Source organism: Paracrocinitomix mangrovi (genome assembly GCF_019740355.2).
Taxonomy (GTDB): domain Bacteria; phylum Bacteroidota; class Bacteroidia; order Flavobacteriales_D; family Crocinitomicaceae; genus Paracrocinitomix; species Paracrocinitomix mangrovi.
This window is the reverse complement of sequence record NZ_CP091819.1, coordinates 1,077,413-1,102,940: the sequence shown is the minus strand read 5'-3', so window position 1 is coordinate 1,102,940 and position 25,528 is coordinate 1,077,413. Positions and strand designations below refer to the sequence as shown.

The 25,528-nt window shown below is 33.6% G+C and carries 20 protein-coding genes; 7 read left to right on the top strand and 13 right to left on the bottom strand.

What is annotated here, in order from left to right:
• Positions 1–133 precede the first annotated feature (133 nt).
• The 8 genes from K6119_RS04955 to K6119_RS04920 form a co-directional block, all read right to left on the bottom strand.
• Positions 134–3,370, bottom strand: coding sequence for a VCBS repeat-containing protein (locus tag K6119_RS04955; protein WP_221835992.1), 3,237 nt, complete (start codon positions 3,368–3,370; stop codon positions 134–136).
• Positions 3,363–6,623, bottom strand: coding sequence for a VCBS repeat-containing protein (locus K6119_RS04950; protein WP_221835990.1), 3,261 nt, complete (start codon positions 6,621–6,623; stop codon positions 3,363–3,365). Before K6119_RS04950 ends, K6119_RS04955 begins: the two co-directional genes overlap by 8 nt.
• A 133-nt stretch (positions 6,624–6,756) precedes the next feature.
• Positions 6,757–7,173, bottom strand: a complete 417-nt coding sequence (locus K6119_RS04945; protein WP_221835987.1) for a co-chaperone DjlA — start codon at positions 7,171–7,173, stop codon at positions 6,757–6,759.
• A 74-nt stretch (positions 7,174–7,247) separates the two neighbouring features.
• Positions 7,248–8,354 carry a glycosyltransferase family 4 protein gene (locus K6119_RS04940; protein ID WP_221835984.1) on the bottom strand — a complete coding sequence of 369 codons (1,107 nt, stop codon included), beginning with the start codon at positions 8,352–8,354 and terminating at the stop codon, positions 7,248–7,250.
• A 44-nt stretch (positions 8,355–8,398) separates the two neighbouring features.
• Entirely contained in the window at positions 8,399–9,172 is a 774-nt protein-coding gene (locus tag K6119_RS04935; protein WP_221835981.1) for a hypothetical protein, read from the bottom strand.
• Between the two features lie 2 nt (positions 9,173–9,174).
• On the bottom strand, positions 9,175–10,446 hold the full coding sequence (locus tag K6119_RS04930) for an Nramp family divalent metal transporter (protein WP_221835979.1): 1,272 nt from the start codon (positions 10,444–10,446) through the stop codon (positions 9,175–9,177).
• The gene (locus tag K6119_RS04925; protein ID WP_221835976.1) at positions 10,443–11,288 is read right to left on the bottom strand and encodes a toxin-antitoxin system YwqK family antitoxin; all 846 of its coding nucleotides are present in this window, start codon (positions 11,286–11,288) and stop codon (positions 10,443–10,445) included. The genes K6119_RS04930 and K6119_RS04925 overlap by 4 nt, the downstream gene beginning before the upstream one ends.
• Positions 11,289–11,324: 36 nt before the next feature.
• Complete coding sequence (locus tag K6119_RS04920) at positions 11,325–12,566, bottom strand: toxin-antitoxin system YwqK family antitoxin (RefSeq protein WP_237828158.1); 1,242 nt, start codon at positions 12,564–12,566, stop codon at positions 11,325–11,327.
• 140 nt (positions 12,567–12,706) lie between these two features.
• On the opposite strand from K6119_RS04920, the gene rfbA reads away from it, so the two are divergent.
• The 7 genes from rfbA (at position 12,707) to K6119_RS04885 (ending at position 20,863) form a co-directional block, all read left to right on the top strand.
• A complete protein-coding gene (gene rfbA, locus K6119_RS04915) occupies positions 12,707–13,588 on the top strand; it encodes a glucose-1-phosphate thymidylyltransferase RfbA (protein ID WP_221835972.1) in 882 nt (293 codons plus the stop codon).
• 8 nt (positions 13,589–13,596) lie between these two features.
• Positions 13,597–14,010, top strand: a complete 414-nt coding sequence (locus K6119_RS04910) for a hypothetical protein (protein WP_237828099.1) — start codon at positions 13,597–13,599, stop codon at positions 14,008–14,010.
• Positions 13,991–15,613: a CotH kinase family protein gene (locus K6119_RS04905; protein ID WP_221835968.1), complete on the top strand. Its 1,623-nt coding sequence runs from the start codon at positions 13,991–13,993 to the stop codon at positions 15,611–15,613. Before K6119_RS04910 ends, K6119_RS04905 begins: the two co-directional genes overlap by 20 nt.
• Positions 15,614–16,990: an O-antigen ligase family protein gene (locus K6119_RS04900; RefSeq protein ID WP_221835964.1), complete on the top strand. Its 1,377-nt coding sequence runs from the start codon at positions 15,614–15,616 to the stop codon at positions 16,988–16,990.
• An 8-nt stretch (positions 16,991–16,998) separates the two neighbouring features.
• Positions 16,999–19,374 carry a CotH family protein gene (locus tag K6119_RS04895; protein ID WP_221835961.1) on the top strand — a complete coding sequence of 792 codons (2,376 nt, stop codon included), beginning with the start codon at positions 16,999–17,001 and terminating at the stop codon, positions 19,372–19,374.
• The gene (locus K6119_RS04890; protein ID WP_221835958.1) at positions 19,371–20,393 is read left to right on the top strand and encodes a metallophosphoesterase family protein; all 1,023 of its coding nucleotides are present in this window, start codon (positions 19,371–19,373) and stop codon (positions 20,391–20,393) included. Before K6119_RS04895 ends, K6119_RS04890 begins: the two co-directional genes overlap by 4 nt.
• Positions 20,394–20,536: 143 nt before the next feature.
• Complete coding sequence (locus K6119_RS04885) at positions 20,537–20,863, top strand: TraR/DksA family transcriptional regulator (protein ID WP_221835956.1); 327 nt, start codon at positions 20,537–20,539, stop codon at positions 20,861–20,863.
• A gap of 2 nt (positions 20,864–20,865) precedes the next feature.
• Here K6119_RS04885 and K6119_RS04880 read toward each other — a convergent pair whose 3' ends face one another.
• The 5 genes from K6119_RS04880 to rpsT form a co-directional block, all read right to left on the bottom strand.
• Positions 20,866–22,254, bottom strand: a complete 1,389-nt coding sequence (locus tag K6119_RS04880) for an MFS transporter (RefSeq protein ID WP_221835952.1) — start codon at positions 22,252–22,254, stop codon at positions 20,866–20,868.
• A 72-nt stretch (positions 22,255–22,326) separates the two neighbouring features.
• Positions 22,327–23,466, bottom strand: coding sequence for an OmpA family protein (locus K6119_RS04875; protein ID WP_221835949.1), 1,140 nt, complete (start codon positions 23,464–23,466; stop codon positions 22,327–22,329).
• A gap of 14 nt (positions 23,467–23,480) precedes the next feature.
• Complete coding sequence (gene hemE / locus K6119_RS04870) at positions 23,481–24,518, bottom strand: uroporphyrinogen decarboxylase (protein ID WP_221835944.1); 1,038 nt, start codon at positions 24,516–24,518, stop codon at positions 23,481–23,483.
• 4 nt (positions 24,519–24,522) lie between these two features.
• The gene (gene ung, locus K6119_RS04865; protein ID WP_221835942.1) at positions 24,523–25,188 is read right to left on the bottom strand and encodes a uracil-DNA glycosylase; all 666 of its coding nucleotides are present in this window, start codon (positions 25,186–25,188) and stop codon (positions 24,523–24,525) included.
• A 79-nt stretch (positions 25,189–25,267) separates the two neighbouring features.
• The gene (gene rpsT, locus K6119_RS04860) at positions 25,268–25,522 is read right to left on the bottom strand and encodes a 30S ribosomal protein S20 (RefSeq protein WP_221835939.1); all 255 of its coding nucleotides are present in this window, start codon (positions 25,520–25,522) and stop codon (positions 25,268–25,270) included.
• Positions 25,523–25,528: the final 6 nt, after the last annotated feature.

Here is a 25,528-nt window from a genome sequence, read left to right as displayed (position 1 = left end):
GGTTGTTCGATAAGGTGGTGACTAAAATGGTCTTTTCAACTAATTAATCCGATAAATGGTAAAAAAAGCTCGTTAAGTATTTTTTAGTTGAAAAAAATAGTCTGTAAGTCAGTGAAATAAGGGTGTTTAGCTGTTATTTAAAAACGAACTTTTTTAAATAATCGTTATTTGAAGATACAATAACAGCATTATCTACAATGATCATGTCTCTAGCATCAGAAGTAACCATAAATCCAGATTCGGATGGTTTTAAAGGCGTAAACTCTCCTTTTCCGTTACCAATTAAGAGACAACCTCTACTAGCATCATACCTCTCTGTTTCCACTTCAGTAACGTAATTATTTCCAACGGTTAAAATGTCAAGGTGATTGTCTTGATTGAAATCATACAATAGTATTTGATTAATTGGTCCAAACTGTGCTTCTACAGGTAATTCACTTAGTTTATATCCCTTTGTTGAGGACATTAAAATGCAAGAAGAAAAATTTGAAGCGGTTAAATGAAGTGATTGATTTAGTTTATTGTCTCCATAAATTTTGACAAGATCTGCATTGGCAAAAGAATCGTAATTAGGGAATTTGTCTTTTAAAAAGGGCATTTGTTCTGAAGAGCATTCTCTACCTCTAACCGGATAGCAACTGCCATAAGTGTGTTTTCCTAGAACTATGTCCAAAGTGCCATTCTCGTCAAAGTCGTTGACATATATCTCCAATGGTTTATTTTCAGAAGGATGAAACTTATTGTTTTGACCAATATTACCTATTACAAAGTCAGGTTTACCATCAGAATTTAAATCTTCTGATGCAATGCTCATCCACCATCCAACGGTATTGGCCAAACCATATTCTTTAGTCTTATTAATGAACTTATTATCCTCATTAATAAAAACGCTAATAGGCATCCATTCACCTACACATATTAAATCCAAATCAGTATCACCATCAATATCAACAAATTCAGCATCCGTAATCATTCCGGGAGTTTTGAGGTCAGGAGAATTATCGGTGACATCCTTAAATTTTCCTTTTCCATTTTCTAGTAAATAAGAATTGGGTGCGTAGGGGTATTTGCCTGGGATTTGTCTACCTCCAACAAATAAATCTAAGTCTCCGTCATTGTCGTAATCCGCGGCAACTACAGATTGTCCTGAATTAATCATTTTAGGTAAACGCACATAAGTTTCATTAGTAAACACTGCTTTTCCGTCATTGATATACAAACCATCCTGTAAATTTTCATTGTACGCAATTTCATTTGGGTTTTGTGTATCCCAGTGATATTCATTGGAACCACTAACGATATACAGGTCCAAATCGCCGTCATTATCACAATCAAATAAAAGTGAACCTAAATCTTCCTTTTCTTTTTCAACTTCCCATGGTCCGTGTCTTATATCAAACTTTCCATTAGGCAATTGCATAAATAATGCGCCCGCAAATTTTCGACTTCCCGAAATGAAAAAATCAGTTAATCCATCACCATTTACATCCCCACTTGACATTAAAGGCCCCAATTGTGACATTTTGTGTGGTAATAAAACCTCCCTGCTAAAATCATCAATAACAAATTCTTGGTGTTTGTAAGAAAAAGGAACATTATTGACAAAAACAGGGGATGATTTATGCAGTAATATTCTCTCATTTTCCGTTGCTTCAGTTGATGAGATTTTCAAAGTTTGGCCGGCTTTCACGTTTTCTTTTATAACAGATTTGCCGTTAGAGAATACTATTTGAAGTTGATCAATGGTTTGAATTTTTCCTAATCCTATGTGAATTATTTTATCTACTGAAGATTGAAATCCTCTGGTCATTTGACATTCATGATAATAAACACGACCATCTGCAAGTGCATAGATTTTTGCTCCTTCATACCCTTTATCTATGTCGATTTTTAAGTAATGGTTTTTCGATTTTAGTTTATTTTCAAGAATATATGAGGTGGTATCCATGTTATTTACAACCAGATCTAAATCACCGTCTAAATCTAAATCTGCATAAGCAGCACCATTTGAATTTATCGGTACGTCCATTTTCCAGCTACTAGTGACATCTTCAAATTTATATTGTCCGGTGTTTTTGAAAAAGTAATTAGCTACTTTGGTTTCGGCAGCCATTTCAAGCACTTCTTGAAAATCTTCAGCTTTGTAATCTAAGCTTTCTAACTTCTTTAAATAGTCATTGTCTCTAACTTCTCTTTTAAAACCATTAGTTATGATAATATCTTTAAATCCGTCATTGTCAAAATCAGCAATGAGGGGACCCCAGGACCAATCTGTTTTTGCAACACCCGAAAGTAAGGCGATATCAGAAAAAGTTCCATTTCCATTATTGAGTTGAAGAGCGTTAAACATATATTCTAGCTGGTTTCCAAATTCAACTGATTTCCAAAAATCAAATCTGTTCATACCGGCCATATTTTTCTTTGATTTGATATGATCATCCACGGCCATGTCAACTACCATAAAATCTACATGTCCATCATTATCAATATCTGCAACATCACTTCCCATTCCATTGTACTCAATATGCTTGGTTCTCAGTTTAATTTCTTCTCTGAAAGTTTTATTCTTTTGGTTGATATACATGTAGTCTTGACCGATATAATCATTAGAGATATAGATATCCTGGAATCCATCTTCATTAAAGTCACTTATTGAAATACCTAATCCAAAACCAAAGTTTTTTATCCCGGCTTTGGCAGAAATATCTACAAATACACCCCCTTGATTTTCGTACAGTTGATCTGAATAAGGAAATTCATTCATGTTTACACTTTCTACTCTCTCACCAACAGGATAAGGTCTGTTCATAACATAGAGATCCAAATCACCATCATTGTCCATATCAAAAAATGCACTTTGATTAGTTGCTCTTGCCGTATTTACACCATATTTTTCTGATTGCTCATCAAAGGTTTTATTACCCTTATTGATGTAAAGTAGGTTAGATTTTAGATCACCCATTTTTTCAGATCCTGATCTTGATACATAAATATCCAACCAACCATCTTGATTGACATCAGCCATTGTAACTCCAGTATGCCATCCTTCATCAACTTTGTTATCCAGGGCTTTTTTAGTAATGTCCTGAAAAACCATATTTCCTTTATTCAAATACAATTTATCAGACACTTGATTTCCGGTAAAGTAGATATCAGGTAAACCATCATTATTAATGTCTCCAATAGCTACTCCGCCGCCATTATACATGTATTGAAAATTGAGGTAATTTAGATCAATCGTCTCGTTTAAAGTATTGGTGAATTTAATTCCCGAATGGTCTTGAGAAACAGCTTCAAAGTACATTTCACTTTGTCCAATTGCTATGCAATTGAATACCGCAATAAATCCGGTAGCAAGCCATTTATTCATTTAGGAGCCAATTAAAAACTTTGATGCTATCACTATTTGATGATACAATTACGTAATTGTCAATAAGAATCATGTCTTTAGCATCTGTATTGACAAAAAATCCAGATTCATTTGGAGCTAAGGTTTTAAAATGGCCGTTTCCGTCACCTAATAAAAGAGCACCACGGCCTCCGTCATATCTGACAGTTTCAATTTCTGCAGCAAAGTTATTTCCAACTCCAAGAATGTCAAGAATTCCATCTCCATTAAAATCATCAACCAAACTAGCGTTAATTGGTCCTAATTGCGCTTCAATTGGTAAGTGATGTAATTCAAAACCTCCTTCACCATTTGACAGAATTACACAATTTGCAAATTCTGTAGCAGAGTAGTGGAGTGCGCTATCTAAATTTTGGTTACCATAAATAGTTTCAAGATTAGCATGGGCAAATTGGTCATAAGTAGGGAACTTATCCAATATAAATGGCATTTGTTGAGACGAACATTGTCTTCCTCTTACAGGATAACAATCTCCGTAAGTGTATTTTCCAAGTACTATGTCATTTGTGCCGTTATTGTCAAAGTCTTTTACAAACACTTCTAAAGGCTTTTCAATTGATGGATGGAACTTGTTATTTTCTCCAATATTACCTACAACATAATCCGCAATTCCGTCTCCATTAAAATCTCCTGATGAAATAGACATCCACCATCCCACAGATTTATCAAGACCTAATTCAGCAGTTACATTTTTGAAAGAGTTATTATCGTTTCTAAAGAAGGTAACGGGCATCCATTCTCCGACACATATCAAATCCAAATCCCCGTCATTATCAAAATCTTGCCAAACAGATTCAGTAATCATTCCAGGATTTTTAAGATCAGGTGAATTGCTGGTCACATCAGTAAATTTACCGTCGTCATTTCTAAGTAAATAGCTTTGAGGAGCAAAAGGATAATAACCCGGAATCTGTCTTCCTCCAATAAACAAATCTAAATCTCCGTCTTTATCATAATCTCCTGCAGTAACTCTTTGACCGGATAAGATCATTTCAGGTAATCTATTAGCTGTTTCATCAGTGAATTGACCTTGGCCGTTATTGATGTACAATCTGTCTTGTAAGTTTTTATTGTATTCTATTTCTTTAGGATCGCCGGTATAAAACAAATATTCATTTGATCCACCAATAACATATAAATCCTGGTCACCATCATTGTCACAATCAAAAAAGAGTGAACCCAGTTCTTCTTTTTCTTTATCATTTTCCCATGGACCTGAGATTTTGGTAAACTTTCCTTTGGTCAATTGCAAAAACATGGCACCAGGATAGTATCTAGAACCTGAAATGTAGAAGTCATCCAGTTTGTCCCCGTTAATGTCGCCTTTTGACATAAATGGCCCCAATTGCGACATTCTGTGAGGGATCAATATCTCACGCGCAAAATCATTCATTACATACTCGGTATGTTTATAATTGATTATGTTAGATTCTCTGAAAATAGTAGGAAGTGGAAATGTTCCTTCATCTAGATAATTGTTTTCATAAGGTACTTTAACTTGTTGATTTGCATTTTGAGATGTCATATTCAGGTATTTTTTACCATCCGCAAAATCAACTTTGATTAAGTCAATCTTCTCTGCTTTTCCAATTCCAAAATGTATTACAGTTTCAGATTTAGAAAGATAACCGCGAGAACCATATCCTTCTTGATAATAAGTTTTTCCTCCTGCATTGATCCAAATTTTTGCACCTTCTGCATGATCTCCCAAATCAATTCTGAAAAAATTGTTGCCATTATCCAGTTTGTTTTCAATAATAGTGGATACATCTTCCATATTATTTACTACAATGTCAACATCTCCATCCAGGTCTAAATCAGCATAAGCAGCTCCATTTGAATTGATCAAATTACCTGTTTGCCATTCTTCAGTATTCAATTTGAATTTGAGATCTCCTTCATTTTTGTAGAAGTAATTTTCCACTTTAGTTTCATCTGCCATGGCTAAAACTTCTTCAAAGTCCGAAATATCATAGTCAATACCTCTCAATTTGATTACATAGTCATTATCTCTCACTTCTCTTCGGTATCCATTGGTAATCAACAAATCTTTTAAACCGTCATTATCAAAATCTACAAATAAAGGACCCCATGACCAGTCAGATTTTTGAACTCCTGATATTTGAGCGATTTCTGAAAAAGTTCCGTTACCATTGTTTAACTGTAAGGTGTTGTACATGTATTCATACTGTCTACCATGATCAATAACAGATTCCCAAAATTGATTTGGATTCATTCCGGCCATGGTTTTTTTTGATTTGATATGATCATTTGCGGCCATATCTACTACCATGATATCTACAAATCCATCATTATTGAAGTCGGCAATATCACATCCCATTCCAAATTGAGAAACGTGATTGGTTCTTTCTTTCAGTTCATCTTTGAATGTTTTGTTTCCCTGATTGATGTAACAGTAATCAGGCATTACATAGTCGTTGGACACATATATATCTAACCATCCATCTTGATTGATATCTGAAATGGCAACACCTAGTCCAAAACCTCTATTTTGAATTCCTGCTTTTTCACTGATATTGATAAATTTTCCATCAACATACTCTAATAGATCATCTGAACTTGCGTAGTTTTCTTGAGTTTCATTTTCGTCATAATCTTCTTCGTAAGGCCTGTTAAGCACATATAAGTCAAGATCTCCATCCTTATCCATATCAAAGAAAGCTGCATGATTGGTACCTTTTGAAATATCAACGCCATATTCGGCAGATTTCTCAGTAAAAGTATTGTCGTGATTGTTGATGTAAAGTAAGTTTGACCTTAAATCTTTAAAAGAACTTAATCCAGAACGACAAACGTAAATATCTAACCAACCATCTTGATTCACATCTGCCATTGTAACGCCTGTATGCCAACCTTTATCTACATTGTCATCTAAAGCTTTTTTGGTGATGTCTTCAAATTGTAGGTTTCCTTTGTTGAGATATAATTTATCCGCAACCTGGTTTCCTGTAAAATAGATGTCTTGTAAACCATCATTATTGATGTCTCCAACAGCAACACCACCACCATTGTACATGTACTGGAAATTGAGGTAATTAAAAGTGTCTCTTTCCGTCAATTTATTGGCAAAATCAATACCAGTAGTTTTTTGGTCAAGTGTTTTGAAGTACATGCTTGACTGTCCAAAAACAAAAGGAGTGAATGATCCAAAAATGAATAGAAAGAAAAATATCTTTTTGTAAGAATTGTTCATATAGATTGAGTGGAATACCTCTAAATTAAGTAATTGTATTGACTTTATTGACGTAAAGGAAACAATAATGATGCCTCAAAACAAAAAAGCCTTTCGAATTTCGAAAGGCTTTCAATATGATATTAATTGTTTTTTACAACAACTCGTCAATTATCACTTCAATGTCTTCTCCACGAACGATTAAAGCCACAATGCTTTCAACGTCTACATCATCAATACTGTTATATCCGATTCCAACAGCAATTTTTTCCAAGATGTCCATTTCAGCATCATCTACATTACCATCTACTTGTACCATTTGAATTAAATTCACCATTTGCTCAAAACGCTCAGTTCTGTCAGCAGGTGGAATAACAGGGTATTTTTCAGGATTTGATTTTATAGCTTCAATTTGCTCTTTTGTCAATCCTAATTCTGAACCGATAACATTTAATAATTTGTTTTCTGCTTCAGCAAGTTCACCATCAGAGTTGGCAATCATTACTAGGTTTCTGAAATGTCCTTTATCTTGTTTTCTTTCTCCGTGTTCGAAAATATCAGCTATACTCATTGATAAAATTTTTGGCAAAAATAGTTAAAGTTGATTTGTCTGTCCCAAAAACAGCTTGAATTTTAATAAATGTTTTAAACATTTACATTTTGCAGCAACTCTTCATAAAGTGCTTTGACCTTTTCAATTGTGCGATCAGCACTTAATTCGTTGTCAATTCTCTTTTTTGCATTCTCAGCTAAAGTGGAAGTGAAACTTCTATCGTTGTACAGCTTTAAAATGGCATCAGCTAATGCTTGTGGATCTTTTTTAGGTACAACAACTCCGCTTACACCATCCTCTACTAACTCAACGTTACCTGCAATATCTGTAATAATAGGCGCTTTTTTAAGCGACATAGCTTCAATTACAGACTTTGTAATTGACTCACCCATAATGGAAGGAAGCACAAAAACATCTGCAGCCGCTACATTCTCTAATGCGTTAGGTCTAAAACCTGGTAAATGGATTTTGTCCTTATATGGCCCCGCATTTATTAAAGCCATATTTTCTTCATCATCCATGCCTTTACCTAATAAAACCAAATGAATGTTCAAGCCTTCCGGTAACATATTCATTGCCTGAAGCAAATAGGGGATACCCTTCATTCTTCTATTATTGGCAACGTTGATCAGCAAAAAAGCATCCTCAGGGATTCCAAACTCTTCACGAATATTAGAAGGAGAAACCTTATCATACCAAGAAGTTCGGTGACCTTTGTTTATGGTGACAGCCTTTTGTTTGTTGTACAGCTTTTGTTTTTTGATGATTTCCTCAACACCAACAGAGTTGCACATAATTGCATCCACTCTTGGATGAAGAAACTTCAAATAGGCTGTTGGATCATACCAATGAATGTTTCCACTATATCCTCTATATAAAACCACTTTAGTTTTTAGTCCTTTAGCAGCTTTAATTCCGTGGATAATTGCACGACTATTGAATAAATGAATGATATCATAATCCTCTTTAACAATAGTTTCTCGAATAAACTTTTGTTCTTCTTTATCAAACTTTTTTTGAGGATGAAAATCAATGACCTTGATGCCGTTATCTCTAAATATTTGAGCATATTCACAATCGCCATAGGTCATAATGTGAACGTCAAGTCCTAATTTTTTTAAACCAATAAAAATTTCAGCTTCAGGACGAACTGAATGAAACTCACTGTAATCGCTAATGGCTAAAACTTTAATTGGCATTAAAGGATTTGAAATTTGCTTCGAATCTACAAAGATTTTTACTTTTATTTTGGAAGTCCGAGTAAATAAGGAACACTGATTCCTCTTTCTTTGTGGATTCCTATTTCCCAATTAAAGCTCTCTGAATTTTCCAGACTATCCACCAACTGCTTCATTTCCTTTACACTATAAGTTCTTAAAACAGAAATAACACCATCCCACATTACAAAAAGTGGAACCAAAGGGATTATGTAAGTAAAAATAATTCGTCCTAATTTAAATGGGTGAATAAAGGGAGTTGTAAGAATTAAAGAAATTGGTGAGAATAAATTTTTAATAAAATGTGGTACGTCTCTTTTTTGACCTTCAAAAATTCCTATTGGAACTTTAGCATCCACTGCGTTTTGTAATATTTGTCTGGCATCTTCTTCTTTAAAATGGTGAAAAGACAAAAATTGAGTACGAAATGATTTGATCTCTGAAGGCACATTTTTAGCATCAACTTGCTGATCAAGATAGCTAAATACTTCAGGATCATATTTCACCATTTTTTCCAAAGCCGTTTTATTAGGATAGTAATCACTCAACGTAATTTTTATATCCGGCATTTCTTCCTTAAGGTGTTGAGATAGTTTTTTCCATCCACCTCCACCTCCTGATCCCAGATCCAAAACCTGATGGGTTCCTGAAGCTTCAATTCCTTTTTTAATTAAGGGAACCACTCCTTTATAGAAGTCAAAGGTGTTAGTAGCAAACTGAAGAAAATCTGTTCCGTAATCTCTAAGATTTTTTGGAAACCAGTTTAAATCCTCAAATTCAAATGCATGTATTCGGCCCATTATTAAATAATTTGATCGAGAAAGATATAAAGGATTGAAAATACAAAAAGAAAAATAATCCCCATCCAGGCTATTATTTTAATCCAAAGCGGAGGAGTGTTTTCAATTCCAACATGTTTTTTACCAACCAAGATCAAATTTAAAACGGCAATAATTGGTGCTAAAATAAATGAGATTGAAGTAGAGATGTTGACCATTTGCTTGAAAGCTTTGGGGTTTTCTTTTGACGGTAAAAAGAGGTAAATCAAAAAGAATGCACCTAATGAAATAACAATTAATAGGATTCTGTATGTTTTCTTATTCGATAAATTTTGATCGTCATCAGTTTTGTTGGGCACAACCAGTTGAATGATGGCTGTCATGGCTCTTGAATATCCGTCAAAAACAGCAATGCAAGTTCCAAACATGATTGAAAATGCAGAAATGGCTATAATCCAGTATGCCCACTCACCAAATGTTGAAGTGTAAAGATTAATTACATCTCCAGAGAAACCAACCGGGCTGTCCGAAAATGTCTTACCGGTACCAAACATCACAAAAGTTCCAAGTGTTAAAAAACAAATTGATAAAACGGCTGAAAGTAAATAGCCCAGATTAAAATCAAATAAAGTTTCTTTCAATTTTGGATAATATCCTGTTTGTTTAATTCTTTCAAGGGTCCATAAGCTGTTCCATGCAGATAAATCTACGGCAGTGGGCATCCATCCCATTAATGGAATCAAGAACAAAATAAAGCCTTCTCTATTTACATTATCAAAGCTAAACAATGGCTCATTTCCCTGAGGGCCTTTCATTAATACCATAATAAAGGCGATTAGGGTTGAAAGCAAGAGTGTGATAGCAATGATTTTAATTAAACCGTCTAAAAGTTTAAAATTATCTGAAATTAAAATGGTTAAACAAACTATGAAAACAATGCCTGTTGTAAGCAGTATATCGTCCAATCCGAACAGTTTTTGCATAAATGCAGAAGTAACATAACCTACGGCGGCTGTTACCAAAAACATACTTATTAAAGTGATGATAAAGTAGAGTAGAAGTGCCCACTTTCCCAAATCAGCATAACCACTAATGATACTTTTTCCTGTAGCATTGGCGTATCTGCTTCCGAATTCAAAAAATGGATACTTGAATAGATTTGCCAATACAATGGCAAATATCATAGTAAAACCAAAATTAGCTCCTGCTTGAGTGGATTGAACCAAATGAGAAACACCAATTGCAGTTGAAGCAAAAAGAATTCCGGGTCCAAGTGTTTTTAGAAGGTTTTTCAATTAGATTCGTGCTTGGTCTTAGACTTTTTACCTCCTTCAGTCCATTCGTACCACACATCAATTTTTTCTCCTTTTACATAAACCCCTTTTGATTTTGGATTACCTGATGGAAAGTATTCCTCCCATTCACCATCTTTGGATCCATCAACATAATTTCCGTTTGAAATCATTTGTCCATTTACATGGTAAATATTCCATAAGCCTACTTGAATGCCTTTTTCATAAGTTCCTTTAACACTCACACTTCCGTTATCAAAAAATGTAGTGTATGATCCATGTTGAATTCCATTTTCATAATTGATTTCAGAACTCAATTTCCCATTTTCAAAGTATGATTTAATGGTTCCTTTTGGCTCACCATTTTCAAAAACTCCTTTTTCTTTTAAGTTTCCGTTTTCGTAGTATATCTCGTACGGACCTGTCTTTTTACCATTGACGTAAGTAGTCATGCTCTGCATTCTACCATTCTCAAACCATTTTTTTGAAACACCTTCTAATTCACCATTATTGTAATTAGTTTCTTCAATCATGGTTCCATTTTCAGCCCAATACTGAGCAGTTTTGTCCAATTTACCATCAACCCAAATCTCTAAAGATTTTTGCTGACCATTTGGATACATTTGGGATCTTTCACCATTCAACGAACCTTTTGAATAATTTTCAATTCTCAACAGTTTATCTTCCTTATCGTAAAATTTCCAGGTTCCTGTTCTTTGCTCACAAGCATACCATCCTTCAACATATGAGCCATTTCTCCATGCCTCTTTATGTTTTGTGGTGTCACATTGAGCGTTTGAATAAAAACCTGTTAAAACTGCAGTAAGTAGTAGAATATTTTTCATAATCAGTTCATTCTTGAGCCGCTAAAATACTAAATTTTAAAACTTTGACTTGGTCTTTTTACCATTCTCATCCCAATTAAACCATTTTCCGATTTTATTGCCTTCTTTATCAAAGCTTCCCTTAGTTTTAGGAGCTCCATTTTCATAATACTCTTCCCAAAATCCAACTTTTGTGCCATTGTCATAAGAACCTTTTAATTTGATGTTTCCATTTTCAAATCTTTCAATATAATTTCCATCAAATTCATCAAGTGTAAATACACATTCTATTAGGATATTTCCATTTTTGAAGTATTCTCGATACGGACCGCTTAACTTATCGTCTGAGTAATTAGCATCTTTAAATTTTTCGCCGCTTTTGTAAAACCCTTGATAGTTTCCATTTTTCATATTGTTATCAAATCCGGCAATAAAATATTGAGATCCATTTTCGTAAAACCCTCTTAATTCCCCAGTTATTTGACCATTTACTAACTGTCCACTTTCTTTTTTATAACCGTTGTCATAGAAATTTGTGAAGGGCCCTGTCATTTCATTTTTGTAATAAGTGACAGTGTATTTTGGATTCCCATTTTCATAAAAGGAAGTATACTGACCATTTTTGTCGCCATTTTTATATACCACTAACTTCTCCAGATTTCCATTTTTATAAAATATTCTCAAGGTATCATGGCGTTCTCCATTTTGATAAACCCCAGTTTCTTTTATAGCGCCATCTGGGTACCAACTTTGATATTTTCCATGAGGTTTTCCATTGATAAAATTGTCTCTTTCCTGAATTTGTCCTCCCAAGTAATAATATTCCCAAACCCCATGTCTTTCACCACAAAGCAAAGTTCCTTTAGTAATCGTATCATCATTCACTACTTTGAAGAATGGTTCAATAACTGATGCTTGCTTCCATTCAAGTTTTACTAAATTGTCTTTCGCAAAGTGATTTTTCTTTTTACCATTTTGAATAATTTCAGAATGCTCTTCAATTACTTTAACAGTAAGGGTATGGTCATTTTCATTGAACACCAAACATTCAACTGTTGCTATGTTTAGCCAACCAGTAGTTGCCATTCCTAAAAAGTTAGATTCAAAGAACTTACTCATTTCTGCAATCTGTCCTACTTTGGGAATTGTGGGCATGTTATCGGCAAGTATCTTTACCTTTGCACTATTGTTTGTAACAAGTTTGCCTTGTAATGTATAAGTAGACGAATCACATTGGGCTATAACAATGTTGCTAAAAAGTAATAATAAGGTAACGATATAGGTATTTTTGAATGTCATCACATTGGTAATTTTAACAAAAATAGTTCCGACTTAAAACTGAGCTTAAAAAATATCTTAAAAAATCACAAGAAAACCTAGAAATAGTAACACTTTGGAATAATTCACGTATGTCTATTAATAAGAGATTTAAATAAAGAATGAAAGGAATAATATTAGCAGGAGGTTCGGGAACGAGATTGTACCCATTGACTAAGGCCGTTTCAAAACAAATTTTACCCATTTATGATAAGCCAATGATATTTTATCCATTGTCTGTCTTGATGCTTTCCGGAATTAGAGAAATATTAATCATTTCTACTCCTCGTGACGTATTAGTTTTTGAAGAATTATTGGGAGATGGTAGCCATTTAGGGATATCAATTTCATACAAAGTTCAACCATCACCGGATGGACTTGCCCAGGCTTTTATTTTGGGTGAAGAGTTTATTGGAAATGATACAGCTTGTTTGGTATTGGGAGATAATATATTTTATGGATACGGTTTGTCAAAAATATTGCAAAAAGCAGCTGAGATAGAAAAAGGAGCTGTTGTTTTTGGGTATTATGTAAATGATCCTGAACGATACGGAGTTGTTGAATTTGACGAAAATAAAAAAGCTATTGGTTTAGAAGAAAAACCAGCTAATCCAAAATCTAATTACGCGGTTACAGGACTTTATTATTACGATAATACAGTGGTTGAAAAAGCCAAAAGTTTAAAGCCGTCAGCAAGAGGAGAATTAGAAATTACAGACTTGAATAAATTGTATTTAGCCGAAGGAACTTTACAAACAGAATTGCTTGGAAGAGGGATGGCATGGTTAGATACCGGTACACATGAATCATTAATACAGGCTTCAAATTTCATTGCATCTATTGAACAGAGGCAAGGATTAAAGGTTTCTTGTATTGAGGAAATAGCATATCGTAAAGGATATATTGATGAAAATCAGTTAAAAAAATTAGCTGAGCCACTTTCTAAGAATCAATATGGACAATACTTATTAAAGCTTTTAGATCAAAAAAATAAGACCTTCTAAAAATGGAAATGTTAAAATCAATATTTGCTGATAGTTTGAATGGATTTACACCAAAATACATTCCTCTGTTTTTGTTTCAGTTGTTAGTTGCAGGATTGTTAGGTCTGCTATTGCAAAAGGTTTTGAATCGAAAATTTGAGACCATAGTAATAAAGAACGGAACACTAATGGCGATTGGTATCGCTTTAATAGTAGCAATTTCAAAAAATTCTTTGCCATTTTCAGTACTTGCTGCAGCTGTTATACTTCTATTAGCTCTTGGTGAAAAGAGAAATCAACTACAAACCATTGGACTTTTTTTAGTTGCCTTAACAGGTGTAGGATGTGGGGTAGGAAGTGTAATCCAAACACTTATTGGTTTTGCGCTAATTGTGCTGGTAATAATGTTTCTACCACTTAAAGATGATGTGGAAAAAAGCTAAAATAGATCAACTACTTATTTTTTATGTTTTAGCTCTAGGTTTAATTGGATTATCCTGGAAATATGGTCTTGTTGAGTTGACTGAAAGTGATATAACCCAACAAAATGAAAAGTTTTTGGCTGAAAATAATCTGCAAATTGTTGGAAATGGAGGAGATATTCAAAAAGTTGAAGCCTATAATCCTGCAATGAAAATTCACGTTTCTATTGATGGTGGTGAACATTTTGTGCCATTTGGAGATAAGATCGATTTGTCAGATTTTGAAAATTCAACAAATATTTATTATCCTGCCTCTATTCGTTGGAAACCTGCATTTAACGAAGCTAAAAAGCTTAAATCGTTGGTTGTGATTCTTGAAAATCAAACCACAAAAACAAGAAGTAATCGCAAGTTTCTTACTTCCCTTGAAGGAATAGATACTGACTTAGCAATAGTAAACTTATCTATTCCCAATAATGAATTATTTGATCCGGTAAATGGACTTTTAGTTTTTGGAAAAGCCTCTTGGCAAAATCAAGACTTCCAAGAATCATGGTGGGATAGGGATGCGAATTTTACCCAAAGAGGTGCTGAATGGGAGCGTGAATGTCAGTTTCAATATTTCGTGGACAATGAGTTGGTTTTGGACCAAAATGTAGGTTTAAGGATAAGTGGAAATGCAACAAGAGGCTTTCCTCAAAAATCATTTAAAATTAATGCCAGAACCAAGTATGGAAAGGATAAATTGAAGTATAAATTCTTTGGAAAGGGTGGTTTAAAGAAATACGAATCACTTGTAATTAGAATGTCAGGAAATGATAATGTAAAAACAATGTTTGCGGATTGTTTGATGCAGGATTTAGCTGCTGAATCAAATGTCTTAATCCAAAAGTATCAAGCGGTAAGACTATATATAAACGGAAATTACTGGGGCCTACATAATCTAAGAGAAAGAATTGATGACTATTTCATAGCTAAAACTTCTGGTGCTAAAAAAAGTGAAATAACAATTTTGGAAACAGGAAGTGCGTATTTAAAAAATGGTTCAAACAAAGATAGAGATGAGTTTATTAAACTTATAGATGAATTAAAATCTGTTGAAAGTGTAGATGGTGAATTATATGATAAAGTAAAAGAAGAGATCTCGATCAAGTCTTTTATTGATTACATTTTTTTCGAAACATATTATGCCAATAATGACTGGCCTTCTAATAATTCAATTTGTTATAAAGCCAAAGGAGAAAAATGGAAGTGGATGTTAAATGACCTTGACTATTCATTGGCTTATCCTGGTGAGCAAAATGTAAATTTGAACATGTTTGAAAGAGCCGAGAAATTGGAAGATGTACATTCAATTTTGTTTTGCAAACTATTAACAAATAAAAAATTCAAAGAGAAGTTTAAATCAACTTGTGACAACAATATCCAGCAATATTTTAATGAAGAAAAGGTACTTGAAAAGTACAATGTTTTCATGAACACTTATCGCCCTGAAATACAACTGCAATTGGACCGTTGGAGAAATATTAGTTCAGTTGAAGTATGGGAAGAAAATTGTGATAAAAACTTGAAGTTTTTATTGAACAGGAAAGATGTGTACCAAGCACAATTAGATCAATTGTAAATGATAGCAGCTTATAAAGAACATATTCAGTTTATTATGATCCTTGTTTTCATGTATATCATGGGGGTATGGGTTGATCCTACTATTTACATAATTTTTCCTGTAGTATTGGTATTACTAGGTATTAAACAGAGATTCTTTGAGTTATTCATTACAGCTATTTGGATGTTGATATTATCAGACTATATCCCCGTAGCAAATGCAACATACCAAGATTTACAATTTGCTAAGGATTTGAAGCCACTCATTCCTTTAACTCTTGCAGCTTTTGCAGTTTTAAATAGAGAGTTATTCTCTCCGATTCCAAAGTTTATAATTTATTTTGTCCCTTTCTTCTTGGTAGTCTCTTTAGGACTTTCACAATCTATTAATATCACTGTGGGATTACAAAAAACTATTTCTTATGTTTTAATGTATATTATGATTCCTATTTATGTGAACTATTTGCATAAGGAACAAAAAGAACTTTTTTGGATTTCCTTACTCACTTTTTGTATAGGGATGTTGACGATTGGAGTTGTTTTGGGATTTGCTATACCCGAAATAGGTGTACTAGGAAATTCAACAAGATTTAAAGGAGTTTTTGGTAATCCTAATGCAGCAGGTTTTTTTGCGACTTTAATATTTATTTTATGGGTTGTAATAGAGGAATTTCAACTGGCAAAAATAACAAAGAAAGAAAGGTGGTATATTTTAACTATTATTTTCACCACAATAATATGGTGCGGTTCAAGAAATGCTTTACTTACAACGTCTATATTTTTTCTTACTTATAGTCTGCTGAAAATTAACTGGGGTATAACATTAATAGTCTTACTTTCATTCTTGGTATTTAGTGATCAAATATTCAATTTATTTGTAGAGGGAATTGCATTTTTTGGATTAGAAGAATTTTTTAGGGTGAGTAGTCTTGAGGAAGGATCCGGAAGGTATGTTGCCTGGATTTTTGCTTGGGATCAAATTCAGGATACTTTTTTTATAGGTGGAGGTTTTGGGCATGATGAACACACCATGCGTCCAAACTATTATTGGTTACAGATGGAAGGTCATGATGGAGGGGTTCACAATTCGTATCTGTCAATGTGGTTTGATAGTGGAATTGTTGGTGTATTCAGTTATTTTACTGCTTTTTTAACTTTAATTTTTAAATCTATTAAACATAACAATATATCTTTTGCCTTTGCTGTTGCCTTGTTATTCAATATCACATATGAGTCTTGGCTAGTTGCATCTTTAAATCCATTTACAATAATATTTTTGACAATTCTTACCATACTAGGACAAAAACTAGTTGGAAAAAATTATGTTCCAGTTGAAAAAGATGAACATGAAGATCATATTCTGGAAATAAGTCAACTTAAGTCCCAAACTCATTAAATGTCCAAATGCCTAAGAAAATAAATACAACTAAACTTTTTAAAAGACTAATTCTTGTAACCTTACTGGGTATGGTTGTTGGACTTTTTGTTTTTAACAGGTTTGTAAAGCGGTATGGATATGATGGCGCATTAGATTTTATCACCAATTACTATCACAACAAACAGTTGGCCAATGAAGTAGAGGTATTAAACATGAAAATATCTATGTCTGAAAAGGATTATGATTTCTTATCAGATAAAAGGGATGAGGCCTTGGAAAGAGGGGTTCAAATAAATGTAGGAGATAATTATGTAGATTGTGATGTTGAGGTTGACGGAGAAAAATCTAAGGGAACAATAAGACTTAAAGGACATATGACGGATCACTTAGAAGGTGACAAATGGTCTTTTAGAGTGAAAACTGATGAACCGATTCTTGGCATGTACAGGTTTTCATTACAACATCCGGGTACAAGAAATTATATATATGAATGGACCTATCATCAATTATTAGCGCATGAGGGTATTATTCATTTGAACTATGACTTTTTGAATGTTGAATTGAATGATAAAGATCTTGGAATTTATGCCATGGAAGAGCATTTTGGTCAGCATGTTTTAGAACATAATAACAGACCAAAAGGAGCAATTTTAAGATGGAACCCTAATTTGTACTGGGAATGGAGAATAGATGAATTGCACCATATCTACTTAGATGAGGAGTATTCGGCTTATTCTTCTTCATTTGCAGAACCATACGATAGGGGAACAGTAAAAGATGATGAAGAATTACTGCAAAACTATCAAAAAGGTGCTTCTCAGCTTGAGGCTTTTAGAAGAGGTGACAAAATCACATCTGAAGTTTTTGATGTCGAATTGATGGCTCGCTTTCACGCAATAATTGATCTGGTAGGAGGATATCATTCTTTAGACTGGAGTGATGTTAAGTTCTATTATAACAATGAAACAGAATTGATAGAACCTGTGGGGTATGAGAGTTTCAGTGTTCGAAAATCAGAGAGAATAGCTGGTCAAAGACTTCCTGATGATTATGGTAAAGTAGATGAGGATTATCACAATCAATTATTTAGTGATCCCGTATTTTTCAAAGCATATATTAAAGCGCTTGAACGCATTTGTGATGAAGCATACTTCAATGAATTTATTGCCTCAATTTCAACGCAATTTGATCAAAAAATGGGAATCTTATCTAAAGAGTTTGCCTATAGAAAATTCCCTTTTGATCCATATTTTGAGAACATTGATTTGATTAGACATAATCTTGAATTACCAAAACCTTTTCATGCCTTCACTCAAAAATGGGATGATTCAACTGCTTATTTTGAGCTAGCTCCTGTTACAGACTTTCCAATTGAATTGGTAAAAATCGAAATTGATGGAAAAGAAAAAGTGAGTTTAGAAGGTATTATTTTACCCGCAAAAGCTAGAAATACATTTGCAACTTACTTTCCTCTGAAGGTCAATCATCATTCTAAAAAAGTAAAGAATTGTGTGATTACTGCTAAAATCCCTGGAAGTAAAAACGAATTTGAAATTGTGGTGGAAGAGTATAGCTCTTATCAAACTGTAATGGATTTGGATGAATTTCTTACACCAAAAACTAGTATTGAGGAGCATCCAAAAATTGTTTTTAATGCATATGATTCAATCTATTTTTTTGATGAAATGGACATTAGCATTCAGGAAGAGTATGAATTGACAAATGGTAAATTGAGATTACTCCCAGGACAAAAAATAACTTTCTCTAATAATGGAAGTTTCACTTTTAATAATTCAAAATTAGAGTCTTTTGGAGCCAATGAAAATGAAGTATTACTAATTGGAGAAAATAAAGGTGAAACTATTTCGGCTTTTAATAGTGAATTGGATTTTAAGAACACCAATTTTGTTGAAATGAAGAATACATTATATATAGTGAATTCTACAACATCTATAAATCACTGTTCTGTCGCAGATGTGCAAAGTAATTTTATTCAATCGCTAAATTCAGAAATTGTAGTAGTTGACAGTTATTTTGGCAATGTAAAACAATTCGGATTATTGGATAGAAGTAGTTTGACAATGTCCAATGTTCAGTCGAAAAAGGGAGATACTTTTTTACATTCTGATGGTTCCATAGTAAAAATGAACAGTTGTAATATTCAGGAACATAAAAAGGTATTTGAATTAGACCATCTCGCTATTAATAAAGCCTGGAATATTAAACTTAATGAAAATGAGCAAATAGGTTATTTGAACAATAGCTCTGAATGTCATTTTTATGGAGGGGATTTAGGAAATGCTGATGTAGGTTTTGAAGTTGCTGATGCTAAAAATAATTATGCATCTATTTTAAACATCTATAAATCAAAGCAAGACCAAGTTAAAAAACTAAAGATTTGAAACAGTTACTTTTAATCATATCGATTATAGCTGCTAACACTCTTGTTGCACAATATGTTTCTCCTTTTAATGGCCTAAATGTAAAAGAGGATTCTACAGGAAATTACAAATTCATAATCAGTGGTCATTTTTATGGTGGATCAGCTAATTCAAGTGGATATCCAACTAATACATTGCTAGCTAATATTGATTGGATAAATAGTGAGAATCCAACAATGCTTGTTTGCTTGGGAGATTTGTTTTTGGATGTAAGAAATGATATTCCTTACTACGAACGATCACTGTTTTCAAAATTAAATGTGCCATTGATTAATTCGGTAGGAAATCATGATTTGAGCGGTGATGTGTATCAAGAAAATTATGGAAACACTTATGGAAGCTTTGAATTAAATGGTGATTTACATGTGATTCTTGACACAGAATTAGATGATGGTGATATTAATGATGATCAGTTATCCATGATCCAGGGAATTTCCAAAAATCAATACAACAATGTATTTGTTTATGCTCACAGAACAATATGGAAGAGTCAATATCCTGAAATGGAAGGGATTTTTGAAGATAACACTCAATCATTGTTGGCTAATAATTTTGAATCAGATGTTTATCCACTTGTAAAAGAGATTTCAAAACATACATCTGTTTATTGGTTTGCGGGATCTTTAGGAGATGCACCTGCTTCATTTTTTTATCATCAAGATGGAAACATACAATTTATAGCCACTGCAATTAGAGGGTTAAAAAGAGATGCATTTTTATTGGTTGATGTTAAAGATGGTGAGGCGACATTTACAACACATTCTCTAACAGGTCAGGATTTAGAAGAATTAACATATTACAATGTTGATTTTTGGCAAGAAAATGTGGGAAAGGAACCTTTTAATTGGCGTCTTTTACCATTGTACATTAAACAAACCGTTTTAAGTTGGTCATTCTTTTTTGGAGCGCTTTCTGCGTCATTATTTATTGGATTCATATATCTGATCAGAAAAAAAAGAAAGGCTAGAATTAAACCTTAATTGCGTGCCAAAGTCATAATACTAAAATCAAACTAAACTACAGTATTATGAACCATCCAATTATTTACAATATGATTAAAGCTTTACTTGGGGCTATTGTTTTTATGGCTTAAGTTGGTAATTTAGTATTGCCAGCTAAAAGAATGAATAAGGAACAAGATATAGCATCACTTTTGGTAGCCGAAATTGAAAAGGTTAAAGACTTGATAATAGAATACAAAGAGTCAACTCAGCCTATTGAACCTGATTGTGCGATAGGAAGAGTCTCTAGAATGGACGCTATTAATAATAAGTCAATTAATGAAGCTGCTTTAAGAAAGGCAGAAGCCAAGTTAAAGAATCTTGAATTTGCGCTTTCAAATGTGAATGATCCTGATTTTGGGAAATGTGCCAAATGTAAAGCAGAAATTCCAATTCAGAGAATTATGTTGATGCCTCAAAGCAGGTTTTGTGTAAAGTGTGCTAAGTAATCTTAGATAGATTGTGCCAATGTGCCATCATCAAGAATATCTTCTTCACCATGTTCTTCTTCAGGCTCAAATTCATCTAGTACCATGTTGACATGTTCTGCTTCATTTTTAGGAACGAAAAACAAAGCAATTAATCCTAAAACAAAGAATGTGATTAATGATAGTACAGATGTTCTGATGTCTCCAAAAATTGCTTCTAAAGCACCAAATGTTACCATTCCTAATACAATTCCCAGTTTTTCTGTAATGTCATAAAAACTGAAGAATGATGCCGTGTCTTTTGTTTGAGGTAAAAATTTAGAGAAGGTTGATCTGCTCAATGCTTGAGTTCCTCCCATTACTAAGCCAACGCTGGCAGCCAAAATGTAAAAACCGGTTTCAGAATCCACAATTTTGTACGCGGCTGTGCAACAAAGTACCCATATAAATAGTGCTCCTCCAAGCGTCTTAATATTACCAAATCTCTTTGAAGATGCACTAAAAACAAAGGCTCCCAAAACTGCTACAAATTGAATTATTAAAACGGCTATGATCAATCCTGCCTCATTTGAATCAGGCTTATTAAAAATTTCTTTTTTCGCAAAAAGCACAGCCATAAGCATTACAGTTTGCACTCCCATACTTAAAAAGAAAAAAGCAATAATGTATCTTTTTAAGCGAACAGTTTTCCAGGTAAATTTTCCAACCTTTTTTAATTCTCTAAAACCGTTTGACAATAAACCGTTTACTACTTTTTGCCGCTTGTTTGCTTTTGGTAATTTTCTGTAGGTAACCTGCGCAAATCCTGCCCACCATATACCCGTTAATACGAAGCAATATTTGGCCGGAACGTTAAAAGCCTTAATTAATACTAAAGAAGTTACTAATAGAATAACACTCCCAATGTAACCCATTGAGAAACCTTTAGCACTAAGTTTATCCTGTTCTTCCGGAGCTGCAATTTCAGGTAAATAGGCATTGTAAAAAACCAAACTGTTCCAAAAGCCTAAACTTGCAAGGAACAAGGAGAGCATACTTAATTCTAAAGCGTGCTCTGCATCAAAAAAATACAATGAAGCGGTTGCGGTTGCACCTAAATAACAGAAAAACTGGAGATATCTTTTTTTACTTCCTACGTAATCTGCAATTCCAGATAATATGGGAGATATAATTATAACTGCTACAAAAGAGGCCGCTATTACATAGGAGTAAAGGACAGTGTTTTTAATCTGTTGCCCAAAAAAAGTGACTTCATCACCCATTGGTCCAGTACCTATTGCAGCAGTTGTTTTTTCGTAAAAAATCGGAAATATTGCCGTAGATATAACTAATGGATAAACAGAGTTTGCCCAGTCATAAAATGTCCAGGCTCTTTGAACACTTTTATCGCCCTTTTTAATTTTAGTCCCCACAACTCAAATATGGCAAAAAAAAACCAGCCACAATAAAAATGTGACTGGCTTTATATTTTCTTTTGGATCTAATTACTGATTCAAAATAAAGGTGACCCTTCTATTTTTGGCCATTGAAATTTCGTCAGTTCCAGATTCCTGCGGCTCATTGGCACCCATAGGCTTTATGGCAATTCTATCCGCTAAAATTCCTTTATCCATTAGATACTTTTTAACAGCTTGTGCTCTTTTTGTATCCAATCCTTCTAATTTATCATCAGTTGATTCTTTTGCATCTGTATGTGCAACGATAGTTAATTTATATTTATCATTAGCTTTCATTACATTTTCAATGTTTGTCAAATGATCAAAATCAGAAGTGGTGAAGTTACTTTTTCCATATCCGAAGTATAACTTAGTGTATTGAACAATCAAATCATCACTCATTCCTTCAGGATTAACTGCTGCCTCTTCATAAACATATTCAGTTTGAGCAGTTGACTCATCAATTTTGCAATCACATTCAGACTCATCATCAATCATTTTAACAGAGATATCATCAATGTAATAATAAGCTGACATTACAGACATTCCAGTAAAGTCTTTTGCTTTCTTTAATCTTTGATTTTCAGTTTCTCCATTAGATGTGAAGTTTCCAAGTGTCAAGAATTTTTCACCTCCTTTAGCTGTGTAAATCCCACAAACTTCTTCCCATCCAAAAAATGCATTGATAACAGGGTTATCTCTGTGCATCATGTCAGTTGGAACCTGAATAGTTTTGTTTTCATCAATGTTGTATTGCTTTTTAGAAAAACTGATACCAACATTGTTAGCTGCGTATTTAGAACCTTCAGCTAAGTTTACGTAAAACTTAATACAGTATTTAGCATCTTTTCTAAGAGGCAATTTTAACTTGGTTGAAAGATACTGTCTTGGTTCTTTATCGTTGTACGAGAAAATTCTGATACCGGCATAGTTTTTACCTTCTTTAGGTTCTTCATAACCTACAAAATTTTCAGGTGTTCCCAAACCATCTTTAACTTTTGCCGAGAAAAGGTCTGCAGCAGCTTTAGTTGGAGACATCCAACCTACAGCAGCTGTAATAGCTCCCTCTCTTTTGATTTTTCCTTCAATCTGCTCGAAACTTCCATTCTCTACCATATTATCATCATCCTGGGCAAATGATAAAAGTCCCACAGTAAGTGATAATAATGAAATCGCAATTTTCTTCATTTTGTGTGTTTTTTTTAGTTTTTTGTAAATCCTTTGACAGTGTCAATAAAACATTTAACTTTTTCTGGGTCTGTATCCGGATAAACTCCGTGCCCTAAATTAGCTATATGCCTTTGATTACCAAAAGAATTTAGCATGTTTTTTGTTTCCTTTTCAATTGTACCAAAGTCTGCGTAAAGTACACATGGATCAAGATTTCCTTGTAAGGTTTTGTCCTCCCCAACCAATGCTCTACTTTCAGCTATGTTCATGGTCCAATCTAATCCGATTGTCTGACAGCTCAATTCTCCTAACTCTTTCCTAGCGTAATACGCACCTTTTGCAAAAACAGTTACAGGAACTTCATTAATCGCATCACATACCCTTCTTACATACTTCATACCAAACTCAGAATATGCCTTAGGACCTAATATCCCCGACCATGAGTCAAATATTTGAATAACATCAGCTCCAGCAGCTATTTGCTGCTTTAAATATTTGATTGTTACAGTTGTAATATCGTCCAATAATTGATGTGCCAATTCTGGATCTTGATATAAAATTCTTCTTGCTTTTGAAAATGTTTTTGATCCTTCACCTTCTGTCATATAGCAAAAAATTGTCCATGGAGCTCCACAAAATCCAATCAGAGGAACTCTACCATCCAATTCTTTTTTAGTGATTTTGATGGCTTCAAATACATAAGACAATTTATCATTGACATCAATATCTGCAGAAACCTTAGACAAATCTGCTTTTGACTTAATAGTATCCTCAAACCATGGACCCTTTTTTTCAACCATTTGATAAGGTAATCCCATTGCTTCAGGAATTACTAAAATGTCTGAAAATATAATAGCAGCATCAACTCCTAGCAAATCTACAGGCTGAATTGTTACTTCAGCTGCTAATTCGGGAGTTTCTACCAATTCTTTGAATCCACTTAAGCTTGCTCTTACCGCTCTGTACTCAGGTAAGATTCTGCCTGCTTGTCTCATTAACCATACGGGATAACGTTCTGTTTTCTCTCCGTTAATTGTTCTGAGTAAAAGGTCGTTTTTTAATGTTGTCATAAAATTACCACTGGATTGGTTGACGATCGTGCGAAATTAATAATTCGTTGGCTTTACTGAAGTGTTTACACCCGAAAAATCCTCTATGTGCTGATAAAGGTGATGGATGAACTGTTTTAAGTATGTGATGCTTAGATTGATCAATCAATTCTATTTTCTTTTGGGCCTGTGATCCCCATAATAAAAACACAACTCCTTCTAAATTGTTTGAAATTGATGATATTACTTGATCAGTAAATGTTTCCCAGCCAAAACTTTTGTGCGAATTGGCTTCATGTGCATTAACAGTTAGAACAGTATTTAACATGAATACTCCTTGTTCAGCCCATCTTTCCAAATTTCCATTTTCAGGAATTTCAATTCCCAGATCTGTATTTATTTCTTTGAAGATATTATTCAAGGATTTTGGAAAGGGTTTTACATCCTTTTGAACTGAAAAACATAAGCCGTGAGCATGACCTGGCGTAGGGTAAGGGTCCTGACCGAGAATCACTACTTTAACTTCATTGAAAGGACATTGATTAAAAGCGTTGAAAATATTTTTTCCTTTTGGCCATACATCACCTTTTTGATAAGCTTGCTTTACATTATCAACGAGCTGTACGAAGTATGGCTTGTCAAATTCACCATGCAATACAGTTTTCCAGCTTTCTTCAATGTCAACGTTCATAAGGCCAAGTTAAAATTGATCCATAAAAAAAGCCCATCTACCAAAGGTAGACAGGCTTCAATTTTTTTCTTCACAAATCTTATTTCAAGTTGTTAACGTGTAACGTTAAGCTTGATTTCAAGTTAGAAGCTTTGTTTTTGTGGATAACGTTGTTCTTAGCTAATTTATCCAACATAGCAGTAACTTTAGGAAGCAATTCTTGTGCTTCTTTTTTGTTGTTAGTATCTCTCAACAATGCAATAGCGTTACGAGTAGTCTTATGCTGATACTTGTTTCTTAAACGCTTAGCATCATTTGATCTAATTCTTTTTAATGCTGATTTATGATTTGCCATAATCTA